The organism is Agathobacter sp. LCP21S3_B2 (assembly GCF_052118705.1).
In the GTDB taxonomy this organism is placed as follows: Bacteria; Bacillota; Clostridia; order Lachnospirales; family Lachnospiraceae; genus Roseburia.
Map to the genome: position 1 here is coordinate 144,194 of NZ_JBQKGQ010000003.1, position 13,783 is coordinate 157,976.

General features: G+C 41.9%; 12 protein-coding genes. All 12 read right to left on the reverse strand.

What is annotated here, in order from left to right; genetic code table 11:
- Positions 1–8 precede the first annotated feature (8 nt).
- Positions 9–1,616: an MBL fold metallo-hydrolase gene (locus ACTQ1L_RS03525; RefSeq protein WP_321112401.1), complete on the reverse strand. Its 1,608-nt coding sequence runs from the start codon at positions 1,614–1,616 to the stop codon at positions 9–11.
- 83 nt (positions 1,617–1,699) lie between these two features.
- Positions 1,700–2,434: an RNA polymerase sporulation sigma factor SigE gene (gene sigE / locus ACTQ1L_RS03530; protein WP_321112402.1), complete on the reverse strand. Its 735-nt coding sequence runs from the start codon at positions 2,432–2,434 to the stop codon at positions 1,700–1,702.
- A complete protein-coding gene (locus ACTQ1L_RS03535) occupies positions 2,367–3,215 on the reverse strand; it encodes a sigma-E processing peptidase SpoIIGA (RefSeq protein WP_321112403.1) in 849 nt (282 codons plus the stop codon). The genes sigE and ACTQ1L_RS03535 overlap by 68 nt, the downstream gene beginning before the upstream one ends.
- A 125-nt stretch (positions 3,216–3,340) precedes the next feature.
- Positions 3,341–4,588, reverse strand: coding sequence for a cell division protein FtsZ (ftsZ, locus tag ACTQ1L_RS03540; protein WP_321112404.1), 1,248 nt, complete (start codon positions 4,586–4,588; stop codon positions 3,341–3,343).
- 130 nt (positions 4,589–4,718) lie between these two features.
- A complete protein-coding gene (locus tag ACTQ1L_RS03545; protein WP_441365459.1) occupies positions 4,719–5,417 on the reverse strand; it encodes a cell division protein FtsQ/DivIB in 699 nt (232 codons plus the stop codon).
- Between the two features lie 66 nt (positions 5,418–5,483).
- A complete protein-coding gene (locus ACTQ1L_RS03550) occupies positions 5,484–6,623 on the reverse strand; it encodes an FtsW/RodA/SpoVE family cell cycle protein (protein WP_441365460.1) in 1,140 nt (379 codons plus the stop codon).
- 6 nt (positions 6,624–6,629) lie between these two features.
- Positions 6,630–7,991 carry a UDP-N-acetylmuramoyl-L-alanine--D-glutamate ligase gene (murD, locus tag ACTQ1L_RS03555; RefSeq protein WP_441365461.1) on the reverse strand — a complete coding sequence of 454 codons (1,362 nt, stop codon included), beginning with the start codon at positions 7,989–7,991 and terminating at the stop codon, positions 6,630–6,632.
- 84 nt (positions 7,992–8,075) lie between these two features.
- A complete protein-coding gene (locus tag ACTQ1L_RS03560; RefSeq protein ID WP_321112408.1) occupies positions 8,076–9,755 on the reverse strand; it encodes a peptidoglycan D,D-transpeptidase FtsI family protein in 1,680 nt (559 codons plus the stop codon).
- A 56-nt stretch (positions 9,756–9,811) separates the two neighbouring features.
- Complete coding sequence (locus ACTQ1L_RS03565; RefSeq protein WP_441365462.1) at positions 9,812–11,767, reverse strand: peptidoglycan D,D-transpeptidase FtsI family protein; 1,956 nt, start codon at positions 11,765–11,767, stop codon at positions 9,812–9,814.
- Positions 11,768–11,782: 15 nt separating this feature from the next.
- Entirely contained in the window at positions 11,783–12,259 is a 477-nt protein-coding gene (locus tag ACTQ1L_RS03570; protein ID WP_441365463.1) for a hypothetical protein, read from the reverse strand.
- Between the two features lie 24 nt (positions 12,260–12,283).
- Positions 12,284–13,228 carry a 16S rRNA (cytosine(1402)-N(4))-methyltransferase RsmH gene (gene rsmH / locus ACTQ1L_RS03575; RefSeq protein WP_321112412.1) on the reverse strand — a complete coding sequence of 315 codons (945 nt, stop codon included), beginning with the start codon at positions 13,226–13,228 and terminating at the stop codon, positions 12,284–12,286.
- Positions 13,229–13,247: 19 nt separating this feature from the next.
- Positions 13,248–13,679 (reverse strand): division/cell wall cluster transcriptional repressor MraZ, encoded by a 432-nt coding sequence (mraZ, locus tag ACTQ1L_RS03580; RefSeq protein WP_015516716.1) that lies wholly within the window; start codon positions 13,677–13,679, stop codon positions 13,248–13,250.
- Positions 13,680–13,783 lie beyond the last annotated feature (104 nt).

The window sequence follows — 13,783 nt, forward strand, 5'->3', positions numbered from 1 at the left end:
ATTACATTCTATCTATCCCACTTGTCACACAGCGCATTTATCTGGTCTGCAAACTTGCTCAAGTCCTTATTAGCCATGCCCTGGCACTTCTGGATGACAGATACAAGCCTCTGGCCTGCTGCCACAAGACGGTCAAATATAGTCTTCTCTCTGCTTGCCATGCCATATGCAGCCTTTTTCTCCACACGCTTACGTGAACCATCTGCCACCTTCTGATTCGTGATAAGGTCATAGGCATCACCACTGTACGGTGCCACTGCATCATAGCCGAAGGTCTCATGCACGTGGTTTGCAAAGGACTCTGCTGTGGACTCCTCTCCATGGACTATAAATACATGCTCCGGCTTGTTTTTTATTGCGCCAAGCCACTCGGTAAGCTGATTTTTGTCTGCATGTCCACTGATACCCGGCAGATTTACTATGCTTGCCCTTACTTCTATTTCCTCACCAAAAAGCTTCACCTTTTTAGCACCGTTTAAAAGTGCATAACCAAGTGTTCCCGGAACCTGATATCCTACAAACAAAACTGTTGAATCGCTTCTCCAAAGATTATGCTTTAAGTGATGCCTGATACGTCCGGCCTCACACATACCTGATGCTGATATGATGACCTTCGGCTTCTTATCGAAATTAATCATCTTTGACTCATCCGATGATACTGCCACACGAAGTCCGGGGAACTTGATTGGATTGATGCCTGCCGAAATAAGCTCCATAGCCTCCTCATCAAAGCAGTCCGATATATTCTCATGAAATACATTTGTTGCCTCAACCGCAAGAGGGCTATCGATGTAAACCTCAAAATTCGGATGCTCCGGCAGCAGATTCTCCGTCTTTATACGCCTGATAAAGTAGAGCATCTCCTGTGTCCTGCCCACTGAAAATGCCGGGATTACCAGATTTCCGCCTCTTGTAAATGTCGCATTGATGACCTTTGAAAGCTCCACCGCGTAGTCAGGCGGCGTATCGTGCAGACGATTGCCATATGTAGATTCCATAACCACATAATCAGCACTGTCCACATACTGCGGATCCTTGATTAGCGGCCTGTTGTGATTTCCGATATCACCTGAAAAGACAATTTTTTTTGTCACATTCTCCTCAGTCACCCACATCTCAATGGATGAGGAGCCAAGCAGATGACCTGCATCCACAAATTGCACCTTAAGCCCCGGACATATCTCATACACACTGTTGTAATCACACGGTGTAAAATGCTGCATAACATTCTGTGCATCCTCCACATTGTACATAGGAGTCACCTCAGGTCTTCCAGCTCGTCTTGCCTTTCGGTTCTTCCACTCAGCCTCAAATTCCTGAATATGCGCAGAATCCTTTAGCATAATGTTACATAAATCCATTGTCGCCTTTGTCGCAAAAATAGTGCCCCTGAAACCATGATTGTATATGAGTGGCAAAAGACCTGAATGGTCAATGTGTGCGTGTGTGACAAACACATAGTCTATAAGTGAAGGATTGACCGGTATCTCCTGATTCACGTATAAATCAGCCCCCTGCTCCATTCCACAGTCAATAAGTATATGTGTGTCCCCAAACGTCAGATAATGACAGCTTCCAGTAACCTCTCTGTCAGCCCCGATAAATTCCAATACCATACTACCATCTCCTATTCTGTTTTATAATAGAAACTTCTCAGTGGTTCTGAGTAATTACTTATGATAAAAATATTATACCACACTTATGCCATTTTCTGTATTTCTTTCTTCAATCTTGCCATTATTTTTTTCTCAAGCCTCGATATGTATGACTGTGAAATTCCCAGGATGTCTGCCACCTCCTTCTGTGTCAGTTCCTTATTCTCCACACGGTTTACTCCAAATCGAAGCTCTATTATCTGCCTCTCACGCTCGTTCAATGACAGCATGGCTTTTTTTAGCAGTGATATCTCAACCTCAGTCTCGAGATCCTTATATATGACATCATCCTCCGTCCCCAGTATATCTGATAAAAGCAGCTCATTTCCGTCCCAATCCGTGTTAAGCGGCTCGTCAAAGGATACCTCAAGCTTCACTCTGTTATTGCGACGCAGATACATAAGAATCTCATTTTCTATGCATCTGGATGCGTATGTGGCGAGCTTGATTTTTTTCTCGGGATTGAATGTATTTATCCCCTTTATCAGACCGATTGTACCGATTGAGATAAGGTCCTCCACGCATACTCCCGTGTTTTCAAATTTCTTTGCCAGATACACAACAAGCCTCAGGTTGTGCTCTATAAGCTGCTTTTTTGCCTGTTCCTTTGACATTGCCACGTTTTTATCCCCCAGTGCTATGAGGCAGCATTTCTCCTCGTCTGTCTCAAGCGGAGGTGGCAGCACCTCCGTCCCTCCTATGTAAAACACTTCATCCGTTTTGTTTTTTCCAAAAAGGAGAATTTTTAATTTCTTTTGAATCACTAAAAACAGCTTCATTTAAAATCATATCGTATGCACTGTTTGTCAATATATTTTCCGATGCTTTTCCAATCAGAACATTATGTAATATCTTTTTCTTTCCTTTATTCTCCACCACCATAGTATCAAAGCAGCATGCCTTAAGACACCCATTTTCATTTCCCAGACTTTTATACGGCACATTTATGTACTCTTTATCATCACCCGCTATATCAAAAACCCTCGCCCCCGCTATATGGACCGGAATATTTCCCGGCTGTTTTTTCAACAGATTGCCGGAATCGTACAATGCAGTTACATACACCCGCTTTTTATTTTCCATGATAGTTACTCTGTATAATCCCCTGCTCTCGTTGCTACGCTCACACCAGGATTTTAATATCATATAAGTTATCACAAAACCTCCTGTGCATATCAAGGAAGCATCCGCTGATAACAGACTGTCAAGTGCATACACCACACCTCCTGATAAGACTGTGACAAAAACAGAAAGCCCCAAGAGCTTAATCATCCCAATTCTTGCGCCAGTTGCAAAATATACTGCTGCCGGAGCTACAAGCAGCAATGACAACCATCTGTAGATACTGTAGCTTCCAAGCAAAAGCAGCAGGCACGAAACCATGCCGGATACTGCACCTGCCAGAATAATCCTTCTGATTCTGCCATATAAAGGTATTTTCAGCACATATGTGATACAAATCATTCCCATAGAGTTTACTATAAATGTTCTCAGGTAAAAGACATCGATATAAAATGCATAGATAATTTTCACCTCTCTTTCATTAAAAATATATCCCAAAGCCCTACTCTGTTAAAATCACATTATGTCGACACACTACCATAAATACACAGCAAAAGGGCATACAGTCTGAATTAAAATCAAACTGTATGCCCTGTATAAATCGTCTGTCAGTTCCGTGAAAACTATCTTCTGGAATTCTTAAGGAAATCAGGGATATTAATCTCCACCGGCTTAACTGTGCTTTCCGGCTGACGAGGTCTTTGTATACCTGAATATGTCTGTGGGGCTGATGCCTGCTGGATACCTGTTGTATGAAGTCCGTTAGCTGTTGTATGGAGTCCATTTGTAACAGTATTTGGTGTAGTCATACCGGCTCCCGGTCTCTGTCCCATCTGGTTAGGATATGTCATATGTCCCTGTATATTGGCTGCCGTGCCTCCCTGAGCTACTGACTTTTGAGGAGTAACCATATTTGATGATACATCCTCAAGTCCGGTAGCAATTACTGTGATAGATGCCTGATCTGTCATTGTCTCATCATACTTGGCACCGAAAATAATATTTGCATTCTCGCCCGCAAGATCCTGAACATAGCTTGCTGCATCATTTGCATCCATAAGAGAAATATCTCCTGAGATATTGATGATGACATGTGTAGCACCATTAATCTTTGTCTCAAGAAGAGGAGATGCAACTGCAAGCTTAACTGCCTCTATTGCCTTGTCATCGCCCTGTGCACTACCGATACCGATATGAGCCATTCCCTTGTCCTTCATTACTGTCTGGACATCGGCAAAGTCAAGGTTAATAAGTGCCGGAAGGTTGATAAGATCAGTAATTCCCTGAACCGCCTGCTGTAATACCTCATCTGCCTTCTTAAGTGCATCCGGCATTGTTGTACGACGGTCTACAATCTCAAGAAGCTTGTCATTAGGAATGACAATAAGTGTATCGACGCTCTCCTTAAGTCTGTCTATTCCCGAAACAGCGTTAATCATACGCTGCTTTGCCTCAAATTTGAAAGGCTTTGTGACAACTCCTACTGTAAGAATGCCCTGGTCTTTTGCTATCTTTGCAACAACCGGAGCTGCACCTGTTCCTGTTCCGCCACCCATACCGCATGTGACGAATACCATATCAGCACCCTTAACCGCTGCCTGAAGCTCCTCTGCGCTCTCCTCAGCCGCCTTCTGGCCAATCTCAGGCTGTGCACCGGCACCAAGTCCTTTTGTGAGCTTCTCTCCAATCTGTATCAGAGTAGGGGCCTTACAAAGCTGTAATGCCTGCTTATCAGTATTGATACCTATAAATTCTACTCCACCTATATTCTCGTCAATCATTCTGTTGACTGCATTGTTACCGGCTCCACCGACTCCGATGACAATTATCTTTGCACTGTTATCTGCCTCGTTAGTTTTAATCTCAAGCAAGGTTCTTCCTCCTCTTTCCATCCAAATATTCTAAATTATATATTATAAATTCAAATATTCTGAAATCCATATATTCTATAATATAATTTTTCTATCAAATAATCAACCTTTAAATATGATTTTTTTTATTTTATTGGGTCTTATCAAACACAATATTTGTGGTTTCCTCAGTCCAGTTCTCTAAATGTAGTGTACCTGAGAGTCCATCAAGAGATGGCATGATGGCTTTTAGCCTCTCTATCTTTCTGGTCAGCTTTGTTGTATCCCCGATAAGCACATTTATATTCCCGTAATGTACCTCAGGTGCATTGTCACCACCGTAATCAATGGAATCAGGCACCAGCTCTTGTCGCTTGAGAGACTGTGTTACCTCCAGAATTTCTCTTAATGTTGACTTTTTTATAGGCAGCTTTTCATACAGTACTACCTTATCGCAGCTTATACCGTCAATTCTCGGTACACCAGACACTGTATCTGACGATGTCTCAACTACAAACCCATCCTTGTCAAAATATGCGTTTTCATCTATTCCCGGAATGTATATATACCCAAGCATTCCCTTTTCATATACTGATATATGAAGCGTATGAGGACTGTCTAAGCTGATGCTCATTGTATCAATAAACGGAATCTTCCTTGTATCCTTGATTTTGTACTTTATGTATACATACAACGAATTCCATGAATACTTGTCATTTAATACAGCATCCTCAATAACCTTCTGCTCGTAAAGCTCATTTCCCTCAACTACGACATTTTTCACAGTAAAGAGCTTTAATGCTATAAGAAACATCACCGCAAGCACACATATCGTAATAAGGACTCCCATAAGGAAATGCTTCAATCTCTTTTCATGTCTTCTTTTCTTCCTGATCATCATCTTCACCAAGCCTAACTATTGTACTTTTCCAAGTCTGATTCCCCTCGACACTGACAGTACTATACCAATCTCCGCCATCAGGAAAATGATGGATGTTCCTCCATAGCTGATAAACGGCAGGATTACACCTGTGTTCGGAATGGAATTTGTTACAACAGCAATATTCAATATAACCTGAATTGCAATGTGGCTCATGACTCCAATCACTAAAAGCGAACCGTATAAATCCCTGGCATTATTGGCAACAACCATCATACGCCATATCAGAATGATAAACAGGAGTATAAGACATATGGCTCCAAACAATCCAAGTTCCTCACATATGATTGTAAAAATCATATCGTTTTGTGACTCCGGGACATTTCCAAGCTTTTGTAAGCTTTCTCCAAGTCCCTTGCCAAATAAACCGCCTGAGCCTATTGCATATAAACCCATCATTGTCTGGTAAACCGCATCACTGCTGGCGGTTTCCGGATGCAGCCATGCCTCAATTCGTGTACTTCTGTAGCCTGCCAGCATTACAAATGCCACTGCAAATACAAGCACACCGATTCCGACCAGAATAAACTGCAGATATTTCGGACTGGCAACAAACATCATACAGACAGATATGCCTATTATGATAATTGCCGTACTTAAGTTACTGTACGCAACGATTCCTATAAGCGGTGCAAGTATTATAAACATCTTTATGATACTTGAAAACCGGGTAAACTGCTTAGGAATCTTGTCAATTATCATTGCCATAAATAAAATAACGGCTATCTTCGCCACCTCTGACGGCTGGAACTGTATCGGTCCTACACTAATCCATCTGGATGAACCATGTGAACTTGAACCTATTTTCGGCACAAATACAAGAATACACAGCAGAAACGACACCACATATGCTGTCACTCCCAGCTTCTTCCACCATCTGTAGTCTATTGCCGTCATGGCAGCCATGGCAGCCATTCCCAATAAAATATTTCGTATCTGAAGCTTCAAATAATGCATACTGTCGTTATATCTGTTAGCTGATGTATATGAGCTTGAGCTGTACAGCATTACAAGACCAAAACAGAGCAAAAATATAACAATAAACAAAAGATTATAGTCAAAAAAAGGTATTCCTTTTTCCTTTTTTTCTTTTTGTTTTCTACGCTTTTCTGCCAAAATGAATTACTCCTCTAATCCTTTTACTAATTCCTTGAAGATACGTCCTCTCTCCTCATAATTAGGGAACATTCCCCAGCTTGCACATGCAGGTGATAAAAGGACGGCATCGCCTGAAGCAGCATGCTCATAACAATAGCTGACAGCCTCCTCAAAGGTATCCTTCTTTACTGTATTCATGAATCCATGTCTGTGTGCACATTCCTCTATTTTGTCCGCTGTCTGACCGATGAGCACAAGCTCCTTGACCTTACCGTCAAAGGCCTCTATCCACTCGTCATATTCTGACTGTTTATCATATCCTCCTCCGATAAGAAGTGTCGGTCTGTTCATGGCACGTATTCCCTGAATAGCCGCATCGGGATTGGTTCCCTTTGAATCATTGTAAAACTTAACACCGCGCTTTTCTGTCACATATTCTATTCTGTGTTCAACTGCCTTAAATACCTTAAGCACCTCGACAATCTTATCCATAGGCACACCAAAGCTTAAGGACATGGCACAGGCTGCCATAACATTCTCAAAATTGTGCTTTCCAAGCAGATTCAGGTCATTTACATTGATTATCTCATCGCGTGAACCATCGTGTGCATACATGATGATGTCTCCATCCAGATAAAAGCCCTCTGAAAGCTCTGACTTACTGCTGAAAAACACAACCCTAGCCGGGCACTCTGCCGCAAAGCCTCTAAGTACCTTATCCTCATAGTTTAAGATACAAAAATCATCCTTTGTCTGATTCTTTGTGATATCTTCTTTTGCCCTGATATAGTTTTCCATTGTGTGATGACGATTAAGATGATCCGGTGTAATATTTAAGATTGCACTGATGTGCGGCTTGAAGGTATCAATTGTCTCAAGCTGGAAGCTGGATATCTCTGCTACTGTCACGGTCTCATCCGTGCTTCCTGTAACCATTGATGTATATGGTATTCCAATGTTTCCAACAACTCTTACATCCTTAAAGTAATTCTTCATTATCTCACCTGTAAGTGCCGTGGTCGTTGTCTTGCCGTTGGTTCCTGTAATAGCAATGATTCTGCCTGCTCCAAATGTGTATGCAAGCTCTATCTCACCCCAGATTTTAACGCCCTTATCTCTTAATGAATTGACCATAGGAATATCTGTTGGTACACCCGGACTGAGTACAGCCACATCAAACTCATCCATCTGTGCATCTGTCATATCTCCGAGTATTAGCGGTACTTCACGGATTGCCGGTACCTTCTCATAAAGTGCCTCTGTATCAAGCTCTTTATTTCCATCAAATAATACTGTATCTATATTATTGGCACGTAAAAGCTCTGTAGCTGCGATTCCGCTTTTTCCTGTACCGACAACAAGTACTTTCTTTCCTTGTAAGCTCATTTTTATTCCTCCGTTTTCCATGTATTAAACCCTGATTTATACACTAAATTATAGTATACGTTATTTATCCGTATTTCGCAAGAGCTACTGTTCATCCACATATGGTATTATTTCCGTAAACACCTCCGCGGCAACCGGAGCGGCAATGGTACCTCCGTAGTATACTCCACCTTTGGGATTATTTATTTTAACAAGCACCATCAGTCTTGGGTCATCTGCAGGATAAAATCCAAGAAACGATGCTATATAGACATTATCACTGCGTGGAAGTGTCTGCGATGTAGCTGTCTTTCCACCTATTGCATACCCTTCTACCTGCGCGTTTTTGCCTGAGCCCTCAGATACCACGCCTTCAAGAAGCATTCTGAGTGTCTCAGAGGTTTTCTCTGTGCAAATACCGGTTCTGGTATCAAAAGATATCTGTTTCTTTGTGGTGCCATCGGAATTCAATATCTCTTTGCCTATATGCGGTGTCACCCTGTTTCCTCCATTTATCAGGGAGGATACCGTGGTCATAAGCTCTATAGGTGTAATCTGAAATGACTGTCCAAATGAAATTGTAGCAAGCTCCACCTGTCCTATTTTGTCAGGCTGATGCATTATAGTACCTGCTTCTCCCGGCAGATCTATTCCTGTTTTTTCCAACAGGCAAAAGCTTTTAAAATTCTCATAATACCTGTCACAGCCTATGCGCAGTCCAAGATCTATGAATACCGGGTTACACGAATTCTGTATTCCCTGTACAAAGGTTTCGCTGCCGTGCCCACTCCTTTTATGACAATGTATACGTCTATCCTCCACCGTAATATATCCGGGACAGTAAAAGCTGTCGTCCAGACTTACCACATTCTCTTCAAGTGCTATAGCAGCTGTTATAATTTTAAATGTTGACCCCGGCTCATAAGTATCGCTGACGCAGCCGTTTCTCCATGCCTCGTCATGATTTTCACAGGAAAACGGGTCATTGAGATTGTACTCGGGATAGTCAGACATAGCATAGATTTCACCATTCTCAGGATTCATGACTATGATGCTCACACTGTCAGCAAGGTTTTCATTATATGCCGCAGCAGCCTTCTGCTCACAGATTCTTTGTATGTTTATATCCAGCGTTGTGACAAGTGTATCTCCTTTTTTTGGTGCCTGTCGTCTCTCCTTATAGCCCTTCACCTCCACACCTCTACCATCACATACTGTATATATTTTTCCGGGTTTTCCGGAAAGGACATCATCATAGGTTGCTTCAAGCCCGACAACACCCTGTCCATCAGCCCCGGAGAATCCAATAACTTTTGAAAACAGTTCATTTCCAGGATAGTATCTGATGCTTGACTCATCTACCTTTACCCCGGCTAAACCATAGGAGAGTATTCTGTCACCGGTTTCCCTTGAAACATTGTTTTTAATTTTTTCTATCGAGGTAACCTTTTCCACCTTTTTACGTATCTTCGATTCATCCATCGAAAGCTCTGTGCTCAGTGTCCTGATTACCGCTTCCTCATCGGTTATCTGATTATGTATCACTGAAATGTTGCAGGCTGTCTCATTTGCCGCTATAACACTTCCGTTTCTGTCTAATATATCTCCGCGTATGCCCGCTATTGTCCTCTCACGCTCCTGCAGTGCCCGGGCTTTTTTACTGTAATATTCTCCCTTTACAAGAATAAGATAACCCAGACGGACACATAATACCATAAGCATTATTGTTATCATCGCACACAGTACACATATTTTCTTTCTATACCCGGTATTATTCAATATCATAAAAAATGCCTCAATATTTTTACACTAATATATGCAAAAAATATTGAGGCTATTCTCTATTCACCCTGCTCGCCTTCCTGAGTTACCTTCTCTCCTGTCGGAGGATTTGCTCCCGTTATCGTAAGGTCAGCATTTACACCCGTCTGTTCCTCATCAGGGTAGATATTCATATACGGAAGTACTTCCTTTAATATCTCTCTTGTAAGATTCTGTGCATAGTTACTGTGAGGCTGATCCTGCACGTTAGGCTGGTCAATTACAGAGTATATGACAAGCTGTGGATCCTGTGCCGGTACACAGCTGATAAACGATACAAGATAGCAGCCCCTTTTACGCAGATGGGTTGTCTCATCATACATCTGTGCGGTTCCGGTCTTGCCACCCATGGAATATCCATCAACCTTTGCAACCTTACCGGTTCCTTGTGCAACAACATTTTGCAGATAATTTTTCAAGGTCTGGCTGGTTGACTCTGACACAGTCTTTTTGAGCATCGTAGGCTCTATTGTCTTTACGGTATTTCCGTCCTCATCGGCAATTTTCTTTATCACATGCGGCTGATAATAATTTCCGTCATTCACAAGTGAAGAGAACGCACCTGCCATCTCTATCATCGTACAGTTATAGTTCTGTCCGAATACATTTGTAGCTAAATCTACAGGCTTTATGTTGTCAAGTGTATACATAAGTGTCGACGTATTTGCCTCACCCGGTAAATCAATGCCGGTCTTTTGGCCAAATCCAAACACACTCTGATAATACAGGAAATTTTCTGCTCCTATCTTATATGACATCTGCATGAGTGCATCATTGCAGGAATCCATGAGTGACTTTTCAAGTGTTTCTATACCATGTCCATTTCGATTGACACATGACACCTTCTCACCGCCGAACATCTCATATCCATCGCACAAAAATGTCATATCCGTAGTGAGTGTTCCCGTATCAAGTCCACATGCAACGGTAAACGGCTTCTGTACTGAACCCGGCTCATATGTGTGTGTAATACAGAAGTTCTGCCACAGCTTATTCAGAGTATTTAATGTATCATCATCACTCATTGCATCAAGCTGCTCTTGTGTATAGTAATTCTTCATATTCTTCGGATCGTTCAGATCAAAGTTTGGATAATTTGCCATGGCGAGTATCTCACCGTTTTTAGGATTTTCTATGATTACACCGATATTTTCTGCTCCCAGCCCTTCTCTTGCATTATTTGCATAGGTATCTGAGAAAAGCTTTATCTTGTCCTCCACAATTGACTGTATATTTGCATCAATAGTTGTATAGATTGTATCTCCGTTTTCAGCAGGTATAACCGTCTTTTGAAAATCATTATCAGCGTTTAAGTATCCGTATTCTCTTCCGTTCACACCGTTTAATGTATCATTATAATAATTTTCAAGTCCTGTTGTACCAACGTCACCCGATGATGTAAATCCGATAACAGAGCTTGCCAGCGTGCCGAACGGATAATTTCTCTGGTATTCTGTCTCAAACCAGACACCCTTGATATTTGGATTTTTGAGGTTTCCTTTTTTGTCAACCGCATCCTGCATCTGCACAAACGGCTGGATTGTGTCATATGACTGTTTTTTTAAAAGTACAATGTATTTTTTGTCCTTGCTGTTTTTAGCGTAATCCTCAAGTACAGCGCGGTCCAGCTCCGAAAAACACTGTGTAAGCGCATCAATTGTCGGCTCTATATACTCCTTCTTCCCGGTCATAACAGAACAGTCCAGCACAACATTATAAACAGCCACACTCGTTGCAAGCACTGTACCATTTGAATCCACTATATTTCCGCGCTGGAATGGTATCGTTTTGCTGTCGTATGACTGTAGTGATAAAACCTTTTTTGTATATGCATCTCCGCTTGTGTATTCAATATACATCAGTCTGCCGATAAGTCCAAGCATACCTGCAACAATAAACATAAACAACACAAACAGCTTTTTTTTCATCTGACGGCCTATTTTTCTGACCGGTCTTTTCCTTGCTCTGGCTGCCAATATGCTTCCTCCAATTTATTCCGGAATATCGTTATACTGATCCATATAGTTATTATTGTCAACTGAATAGTAAACTATCTGATCCTGTGTGGCACTCTTCATGCCAAGTCTGTTGATTGCCGCATCTTTAATGGCATTCAAATCTGTTGATGTGGTAATTTTCTTATATCTGACATCATTATCTGCTTTGATGTCTGCTACCCTGCTCTCGAGTGCCGCCACTTCCTTCATCTGCTGGGTCACATTTGATCTGGTCTGTATCACTGTAACAGAAACGAATGCTGATGCCAGCACACACGCTGTAAGAAATGTGACAAATGCACGATTCATTGAAAGTGCTCTTTCCTGATTTCTGCGTGCTGCTCTTCTTCTGTTTTTTCTGCGTCTAGCATCCTCAAGTTCTCTTCTTGTACTGTGCCCGTGTCTTTGTGGCTCTGCCTCCTCAAGTTTTCTTACTGCATTCCCGTTTACATAATAAATTGTTTTATTCATTTAGCTGCTCCTTTTGCTGTCATTCTATAATTCATTTCTTTCAAATACCCGAAGCTTTGCGCTTTTGGAGCGTGAGTTTTCTTCAAGCTCCTTTTCGGATGGAAGGATTGGTTTTCTGGTGATAACCGTTCCTTTTGATTTATTACCGCATACACATACCGGAAAGCTCGGTGGACATGTACATGGATTTTCGTTTTTTTTGAAATTGGATTTTACTATTCTGTCCTCGAGAGAGTGGAATGTGATAATACATATCCTGCCGCCCGGATTAAGTAAATCTATCATGTCATCCAGGTTGTCCCTTAGCACATCAAGCTCATGATTCAGCTCTATTCTGATAGCCTGATATGTTCTCTTTGACGGGTGACCACCGGTAGCTCTGACCTTTTTTGGTATCGCTGCCTTTATTATCTCGTTGAGCTCGCCTGTTGTCGTTATCTCTTGCTTTTGTCTTGCTGCTGCAATATGCTTTGCAATATTCTTTGCAAACTTGTCCTCACCGTAATCCCTGATGATACGGTACAGATCATTTTCGCTGTAGGTATTTACTATATCCCTTGCAGTAAGGACATTTCTGTCGTCCATACGCATATCAAGCGGTGCATCCTCACTCCTGTAGGTAAAACCCCTTTTTGGTGTGTCAAGCTGGAAGGATGAAACTCCAAGATCCAGCATAATACCATCCACCTTTTCAATGCCGAGTGAATGAAGCACATTCTTCATATCAGAATAATTGCTTCTGACTATCGTTACCCTGTCTCCAAACTCTGCAAGTCTCTCTCCTGCTGCCTTTATAGCATCCGCATCCTGATCTATGCCAATCAGCCTGCCCTTGTCTGAGAGCCTCTTAGCTATCTCATATGAGTGCCCGGCTCCTCCGAGAGTACCATCCACATATATCCCGTCAGGACGGATGTTTAAATTTTCAATTGTCTCGTCCCTTAAGACTGAATAATGCTTAAATTCCATGTGGTCTCTCCATTTAATATCAAATGCCTATGCCAAGCTCTGCCATATGATCTGCTATCTCATCCATATCGTCAAAATCAGAGTTCTCAAGGTATCTGTCTTTGCTCCAGATTTCTACTCTGCTGTATACTCCGACAGATACTACTTCCTTATCTATACCTGCGTATTCTCTAAGGTTCGCCGGTAAGAGGATTCTGCCCTGCTTGTCCACCTCACAGGTGGCTGCTCCTGCAAAAAAGAATCTCATAAATTTTCTTGCTTCTCTTGATGTGAGTGGTTTGTCGCGAAGATTTTCCTCAATGCGATGCCATTCTTCGTTGGAATAGACGAACAGACAGCCATCTAAGCCCTTGGTAACTACAAACTCATTACCAAGCTGTTCACGGAACTTCGCCGGGACAATCATACGGCCCTTGGCGTCTATTGAATGATTATATTCGCCCATGAACATGGCATCCATCCTCCTTTTCCTCATTTTGAAGCTTTCCACCACTTCACTCCACTTATATGGTATTTCACTCCACTTTTCACCACTTAGTTACAATATTACACCTT

Bases quoted from the DNA above. Each gene is read 5' to 3' on its own strand.
- ACTQ1L_RS03525 (WP_321112401.1), bottom strand. From the start codon at position 1,616: ATGGTATTGGAATTTATCGGGGCTGACAGAGAGGTTACTGGAAGCTGT.
- sigE (WP_321112402.1), bottom strand. From the start codon at position 2,434: ATGAAGCTGTTTTTAGTGATTCAAAAGAAATTAAAAATTCTCCTTTTT.
- ACTQ1L_RS03545 (WP_441365459.1), bottom strand. From the start codon at position 5,417: ATGGGAGTCCTTATTACGATATGTGTGCTTGCGGTGATGTTTCTTATA.
- murD (WP_441365461.1), bottom strand. From the start codon at position 7,991: ATGAGCTTACAAGGAAAGAAAGTACTTGTTGTCGGTACAGGAAAAAGC.
- ACTQ1L_RS03560 (WP_321112408.1), bottom strand. From the start codon at position 9,755: ATGATATTGAATAATACCGGGTATAGAAAGAAAATATGTGTACTGTGT.
- ACTQ1L_RS03570 (WP_441365463.1), bottom strand. From the start codon at position 12,259: ATGAATAAAACAATTTATTATGTAAACGGGAATGCAGTAAGAAAACTT.
- rsmH (WP_321112412.1), bottom strand. From the start codon at position 13,228: ATGGAATTTAAGCATTATTCAGTCTTAAGGGACGAGACAATTGAAAAT.
- mraZ (WP_015516716.1), bottom strand. From the start codon at position 13,679: ATGTTCATGGGCGAATATAATCATTCAATAGACGCCAAGGGCCGTATG.